At 31.1% G+C, this 7750-nt stretch carries 5 protein-coding genes; 1 reads left to right on the plus strand and 4 read right to left on the minus strand.

Annotation, left to right across the window (positions count from 1 at the left end):
* Positions 1–68 precede the first annotated feature (68 nt).
* From hisB to hisG, 4 genes are all read right to left on the minus strand, one after another.
* Positions 69–1205, minus strand: coding sequence for a bifunctional histidinol-phosphatase/imidazoleglycerol-phosphate dehydratase HisB (gene hisB, locus ABY863_RS00720; protein WP_372792324.1), 1137 nt, complete (start codon positions 1203–1205; stop codon positions 69–71).
* Positions 1202–2239 carry a histidinol-phosphate transaminase gene (gene hisC / locus ABY863_RS00725; protein WP_372792326.1) on the minus strand — a complete coding sequence of 346 codons (1038 nt, stop codon included), beginning with the start codon at positions 2237–2239 and terminating at the stop codon, positions 1202–1204. Before hisC ends, hisB begins: the two co-directional genes overlap by 4 nt.
* Positions 2240–2348: 109 nt before the next feature.
* Complete coding sequence (gene hisD, locus ABY863_RS00730) at positions 2349–3635, minus strand: histidinol dehydrogenase (RefSeq protein WP_372792328.1); 1287 nt, start codon at positions 3633–3635, stop codon at positions 2349–2351.
* A gap of 109 nt (positions 3636–3744) precedes the next feature.
* Positions 3745–4602 carry an ATP phosphoribosyltransferase gene (gene hisG, locus ABY863_RS00735; protein ID WP_372792331.1) on the minus strand — a complete coding sequence of 286 codons (858 nt, stop codon included), beginning with the start codon at positions 4600–4602 and terminating at the stop codon, positions 3745–3747.
* A gap of 499 nt (positions 4603–5101) precedes the next feature.
* Here hisG and purL point away from each other — a divergent pair.
* Positions 5102–7750, plus strand: a 2649-nt coding sequence (gene purL / locus ABY863_RS00740; RefSeq protein WP_372792333.1) for a phosphoribosylformylglycinamidine synthase, incomplete at its 3' end; no start/stop codon positions are given.

The raw sequence follows: 7750 nt of genomic DNA on the forward strand, positions 1-7750 counted from the left end.
ACAAGCTCAATGTGAAAAAGTTAGTGTGGCTAAAAAAAATTATTTTTAATTGTTAATCATCAATTGAATTAAAGCATTCCTTTTGTGCTAGGTAAAATCATTTTTTCTGAATCTCTTTTTACTGCTGCCTTTATTGCTTTTGCAAATGCCTTAAAAATGCCTTCAATTTTATGATGTTCGTTAGTTCCTTCTGCCTTAATATTTAAATTACAACGTGCACCATCGGTAAACGATTTAAATAAATGGAAAAACATTTCAGTTGGCATTTCACCAATTTTTTCACGCTTAAAATCTGCATCCCAAACTAACCAATTTCTACCTCCAAAATCTATTGCTACTTGCGCTAAACAATCGTCCATTGGCAAGCAAAAACCATAACGTTCTATACCTAATTTAGTACCCAATGCTTTTGCAAAAACTTCACCCAAAGCAATCATGGTATCTTCAATAGTATGATGTTCGTCAACTTCCAAATCACCATTTACTTGAATTGTTAAATCCATATTTCCATGACGTGCAATTTGGTCTAACATATGGTCAAAAAATGCTATTCCTGTTGAAATTTCACTTTTTCCAGTTCCATCTAAATTTAATTTGATAAAAATCTTCGTTTCATTCGTATTACGAGTTAATTCAGCTGTACGGTTTTCTAATTTTAAAAACTCATAAATTTTTTGCCAGTCGTTTGTTTCCAATGCAATAAACGAATCCAATTCTTCTCTTTTAACTGTGATTTCACCAGTTCCAAGATTTGTATTATCATTTATAAAAATTCCTTTAGCCCCTAAATTTTTTGCTAACTGAATATCTGTTAATCGATCGCCAATTACAAAAGAATTCTCCAAATCATATTCATTAGAAAAATAGTTGGTTAACAAACCCGTATTTGGTTTTCTGGTTGATGCATTATCCTTTGCAAACGTTTTATCTATAAAAACTTTATCAAACTTTACTCCTTCATTTTCAAAACATTGGATTACAAAATTTTGAACTGGCCAAAAATTTTCTTCTGGCAAACTCGCTGTTCCTAACCCATCTTGATTGGTAACCATGACCAATTCAAAATCCAATTCATTTGCAATTTTGCTTAAATATGTAAATGCTTTTGGATAAAATATTATTTTTTCAAATGCATCAACTTGTTCATCAGCTGGCTCTTTTATCATAGTACCATCACGATCAATAAATAAAACTTTCTTTTTCATTCTATATCTTTTAATGCTTTTATCAACTTCATATTTTCACTTTTAGTTCCAACAGTTAAACGCAAGGTATTTTCACACAACGGCTGTGTTGTTCTGTTTCTAATCACAATTCCTTTCTCAAGTAAATCAGCATATCTGCTCATCGCATTGTCAACTTTTATTAGTACAAAATTAGCATCAGTTGGATATACTTCTTCAATAAATGAAATTGATTTTAATTTATCAATTAATTTTTCTCGCTGTTCTAAAATAGTCTCAATTTCTTTTTTAACCTTATTTTTAGTTAAAATACGTTTTAAAGCTTTTTGTTGTGTTAATTCATTTATATTATAAGGTGGCTTAATTTTATTTAAAATAGCTATAATTTCTTCGGAAGCATAGCAGATTCCTAAACGAATGCCTGCCATTCCGTATGCTTTTGACAACGTTTGTGTAATAATTAAATTTGGAAACTCTTCTAATCTTAAAAGCCAACTTTTCTGCGAAGAAAAATCTATATATGCTTCATCAATTACAACCAATCCATTAAATGATTTCAATAATATTTCAACACTTTCATTAGAAAAAGAATTACCTGTTGGATTGTTTGGTGAACATAAAAACAATAGTTTAGAATTGGCATCAGTAACCTCTAAAATTTCATTTACATTTGGTTGAAATTCAGCCGTTAACAATACTTCTTTTTCTTCAATATTATTAATGTTTGCCAAAACTTGGTACATTCCATACGTTGGTGGTAATGTAATTACATTATCTTCTTTTGGTTCGCAAAAAGCTCTAAAAATTAAATCCAACACTTCATCACTTCCATTTCCTAACAGAATTTGATTTACAGAAACACCCTTCAACAAAGACAATTCTTTTTTAACTGTTGTTTGTTGAGGATCTGGATATCGATTTACACCATTTTCAAACGGATTTTCATTTGCATCTAAAAAAACCATATTAGCTTTTAGCTCCTTAAATTCATCTCTTGCTGATGAATACGGTTTTAATGCCTTAATATTTTCTCGAACTAATTTTTCTAATTTCATATGTGTCACCTTGAATTTGTTTCAGGGTCTCATTTATTATTATCCTATTATGACGTAATTCCAAAAAACACTTCGACAAGCTCAGTGTAACATTTAGTAAAGAGAATTACTACTTTTTCAAACTATTTAAACGCAGTGTTACAGCATTTTTATGAGCGTCTAAACCTTCCGCTTCAGCCATTAATTCAATAGCGCTTCCTATATTTTGAATTCCTTTTTCCGATATTTTTTGAAATGAAATAGCTTTCAAAAACGAATCTAAATTTACACCAGAATATGCTTTTGAATATCCATTTGTAGGCAATGTATGATTTGTGCCCGATGCATAATCCCCAGCACTTTCTGGTGTGTAATCCCCAATAAAAACCGAACCTGCATTTTGAACGCCATCAATGTAATAATCATTTTCATTCGTGCAAATTATAAAATGTTCAGGTCCATATTCATTTATCAATTCTAAAGCAACTTCCTTAGTTTCAATAAAAATTAATTTTGAATTTTCAATGGCTTGTATAGCAATTTTCTTTCTTGATAAATTCTGAATTTGACTCTCAATTTCTTTTTCTACTTCTTTTAATTTAGCCAAAGAAGTTGAAACTAAAATTACCTGACTATCAACACCATGTTCAGCCTGACTTAATAAATCTGACGCTACAAAACTAGCATTTGCTGTTTCGTCTGCAACCACCAACAATTCACTTGGTCCTGCAGGCATATCAATAGCTACTCCATATTTTGTTGCCAATTGTTTAGCAGCTGTAACATATTGATTTCCAGGTCCAAAAATTTTATATACTTGTGGTATGGTTTCTGTTCCAAATGTTAATCCTGCAATAGCTTGTATGCCTCCAACTTTTAAGATTTTGGTTACACCACATAATTGTGCCGTATAAATTATTGCTGGGTTAATTTCTCCTTTTTTGTTTGGGGGTGTTGCTAAAATAATCTCATTGCAACCTGCAATTTGAGCCGGAATTGCTAACATTAATACCGATGAAAATAAGGGTGCAGTACCTCCTGGAATGTATAAACCAACTTTTTGAATAGGTCTTTTTTCTTGCCAACACGCTACACCTTCAGTAGTTTCAACTACAACTTTATTGGTTTTTTGAGCCGAATGAAATTTTTCAATATTACGTTTTGCCAAAGAAATTGCTTCTTTTAATTCACTAGAAATTTCTTTTTCAGCATCTAAAAACTCTTTGTCAGAAACATACATTTCATTTAGTTCTGCGCCATCAAAAATAGAAGTATAACGCTTAATACCATCATCGCCATTTCGTTTTATGTCATCAAAAACTGAAGTAACAGCAGTTTCTATTGCTTCTATTGTTTGTGATGGTCTTTTTAATAATTCAGACCATTCATTTTTTTGTGGATTTATAATTTTATTCATTTTAATTTAAGTTTAACTGTTTAATCGTTGAAATGTGTAATTGTTAATTTGTAAAAACGCATGAAATTATAAAGTTAAACAATTCAACAAATCAACGTTTCAACAATAATTAGAGTACCATTTTTTCAATAGGAATTACCAACAATCCTTCTGCCCCATTTGCTTTAAGTTTATCTAAAACTTCCCAAAAAGAATTTTTTTCAATTACAGTATGAATTGAACTCCATCCTTTTTCTGCTAATGGTAAAACAGTAGGACTGCGCATTCCAGGTAATAATTTAATAATTGCCTCAACTTTATCATTTGGAACATTCATTAAAATATATTTTGATTTACGTGCTTTTAAAACTGCTTGAATTCTAAATTGAATTTTATCAAGAATCTTTTGATTTTCTTCAGAAATTGATGGAGAAACTGCTAAAACAGCTTCACTTGTTAACATTTCCTCTACTTCTATTAAATTGTTTTTAAACAGCGTACTTCCACTTGAAACAATATCACAAATTGCATCAGCTAAACCTATATTAGGAGCTATTTCAACCGATCCACTAATCATATGAATATCAGGTGTAACATTAAACTTTTTAAAATATTGTTTCACAGTGTTCGGATAAGATGTTGCAATTCTGGCACCATCCAAATCTTTAATACTTGTATAATTAGCATCTTTTGGAACTGCTAAAGAAACTCTACATTTTGAAAATCCTAATTTCTCAACAATACCAATATCAGAGCCTTTTTCAATTAATACATTTTCTCCAATAATTGCTATATCCACTACTCCATCACGAAGATATTGAGGAATATCTCCATTACGTAAATACAAAACTTCTAATGGAAAATTGCTTGATGAGGCTTTTAATTGGTCTTTCCCATTATCAATGGAAATTCCACAATCTTTTAATAATTGAAGAGAATCTTCATTTAATCTACCTGCTTTTTGTACTGCGATTTTAATTTTATTCATTATTTAGTTTAATGTGTTTAAGTAAATCTAATAGCGTAAAACAAAAAACCCGCTTGATTTACTCAAACGGGTTTTAAAATATATTTTTTTGATTTTATTCAATACATTATCTTCTCGCCTGAGTGCTAGTATGAGAATGATGATGATGAAATTGAATAAATAACATTGTTTCTTGTTTTATGAGGCAAATATATAAAAATGTTTAATATCCAAACTGAAAACTTACAAAAGTTTTACAAATAGCACTGTTTTGTTAAATAAATAACAATTACTTCGTTAAACGTACTAAATTAATTAATAACTTCTATTATTATTCAAACATTTAAGACTCAAAACAAGTTTACAGTGATGAATTGTTTAATACATCATCTATTCAATAAAGCAAATTGTTTAAAAGTCATTTAATAACTGTATGAATTCAGTAAAAAGCAAACTGATTGTTTCTAATATTTTAGTTAAATTTGCATTTTTCTAACAATACACTAAAATCAACTAAAATATGATTCAATTCTTTGGTAATGAAAACAGTAAAATATTTGCTGTACAAACGTCAAAAGAACTTTCACAAGAAAACACGTTAAAACTAAACTGGCTTTTTGGAAATCAAGAAAAATTAGAACAGGCATCAATCGATGCTTTTTTTATTGGTCCTCGCGCTGCAATGATTACTCCATGGAGTACAAATGCTGTTGAAATCACTCAAAATATGGGGATTGAAGGGATTATTAGAATTGAAGAATTTACAGCTTCAAATGAAAAGGAAGCATACGATCCTATGATTTTTCAAAAATTTGAAAGCCTAAATCAAGCTATTTTTGATATTCATATAAAACCAGAACCAGTTTTAGATATTGAAGATATTGCTGCGTACAATCAACAAGAAGGTTTGTCTTTAAGTGAAGAAGAAGTTGCATATTTAAATGGAGTAAGTGAAAAAATTGGAAGAAAACTAACCGATAGTGAAGTGTTTGGCTTTTCTCAAGTAAATTCAGAACACTGTCGCCATAAAATTTTCAACGGAACATTTGTAATTGATGGAGAAGAAATGCCTACGTCGTTATTTAAATTAATCCGTTTGACTTCTGAAAAAAATCCAGGTGGAATTGTTTCTGCATATAAAGATAATGTTGCTTTTGTAAAAGGACCAACTGTTGAACAGTTTGCTCCAAAAACAGCTGATAAACCTGATTTTTATGAGAAAAAAGATTTTAATTCCGTTATTTCAATTAAAGCTGAAACACATAATTTCCCAACAACTGTTGAACCTTTTAATGGAGCTGCAACAGGAGCTGGAGGTGAAATTAGAGATAGATTGGCTGGTGGAAAAGGTTCTTTACCTTCAGCTGGAACTGCGGTTTATATGACCTCTTATTCTCGTTTAAATGAAAACCGTCCTTGGGAAAATGGAATGAAAGAACGCCAATGGTTGTACCAAACTCCAATGGATATTTTAATAAAAGCTTCAAATGGAGCATCCGATTTTGGAAATAAATTTGGACAACCTTTAATCACTGGTTCATTGTTAACTTTTGAGCATCAAGAATGCTTCGACAAGCTCAGCATAACAAATGCAAGAAAATTGGGGTATGACAAAGTAATTATGCAAGCTGGTGGTATTGGATACGGAAAAGAAGATCAAGCATTAAAAGATACGCCAAAAGAACATGATAAAATTGTAATTCTTGGTGGTGATAATTATAGAATTGGAATGGGGGGTGCTGCAGTTTCTTCAGCAGATACAGGGGCTTTTGAAAGTGGTATTGAATTAAATGCAGTACAACGTTCAAATCCTGAAATGCAAAAAAGAGCTGCCAACGCCATTCGTGGTATGGTAGAAAGTGATGTGAACACCATTATTTCTATTCACGATCACGGTGCAGGTGGACATTTAAATTGTTTATCTGAATTAGTTGAAGATACTGGTGGATTAATTGACTTAGATAAATTACCTATTGGTGATCCTACGCTTTCTGCCAAAGAAATTATTGGCAACGAATCTCAAGAACGTATGGGATTGGTGATTGGAGCAAAAGATGCTGAATATTTGCATAGAATTGCAGATCGTGAACGTGCTCCTTATTATGAAGTTGGCGAAGTAACTAATAATCATCGTTTTACGTTTAAATCCAAATCAACAGGAGAAAAACCAATGGATTTAGAAATGGATGATATGTTTGGAAGTTCTCCAAAAACCATTATGACTGATAAAACAGTTAAATATGATTATTCAGATTTAGAATATTCTGTAAGAAATATAGCAACTTATTTAGAACAAGTACTTCAGTTAGAAGCTGTGGCTTGTAAAGATTGGTTAACAAATAAAGTAGACCGTTGTGTAGGCGGTAAAGTTGCAAAACAACAATGCGTTGGTCCTTTACAGTTACCTTTAAATAATGTGGGCGTAATGGCCTTAGATTATAATGGTAAAGAAGGGATTGCCACTTCTCTTGGTCATTCTCCAGTTGCGGCATTAATTAATCCTGCTGCTGGTAGTAAAACTGCTATTGGAGAAGCTTTATCAAACCTAATTTGGGCACCTTTACAAGATAAATTAGACTCTGTTTCATTATCAGCAAATTGGATGTGGCCTTGCAAAAATGAAGGTGAAGATGCTCGTTTATATAAAGCCGTGAAAGCTGTTTCAGATTTTGCTATTGAATTAGGAATTAATGTTCCAACAGGTAAAGATTCTTTATCTATGAAACAAAAATATCCAAACGACGAAGTGTTATCTCCTGGAACTGTAATCATTACGGCTGCAGGACATTGTAATGATATTAAAAAAGTAGTGGAACCTGTATTACAAAAAAATGGTGGTTCAATATATTATATCAACCTTTCTCAAGATGACTTTAAATTAGGAGGTTCTTCATTTGCTCAAACGCTTAATAAAATTGGAAATAGTGCTCCTACTATTAAAGATGCTGTATTTTTTAAAAATGCTTTCAACACCATTCAAGAATTAATATTAGAAGACCAAATTTTAGCCGGTCACGATATTGGAAGTGGAGGTTTAATTACTACACTATTAGAAATGTGTTTTGCTGATGTTAATTTAGGAGCTAAAATAGATTTCTCTGTTTTTGAAGAAAAAGACATCATAAAATATTTGTTTTCTGAAAACATAGGAATCGTTTTCCAAGCAAAA

Source organism: Lutibacter sp. (assembly GCF_041562875.1).
Taxonomy (GTDB): Bacteria; Bacteroidota; Bacteroidia; order Flavobacteriales; family Flavobacteriaceae; genus Lutibacter.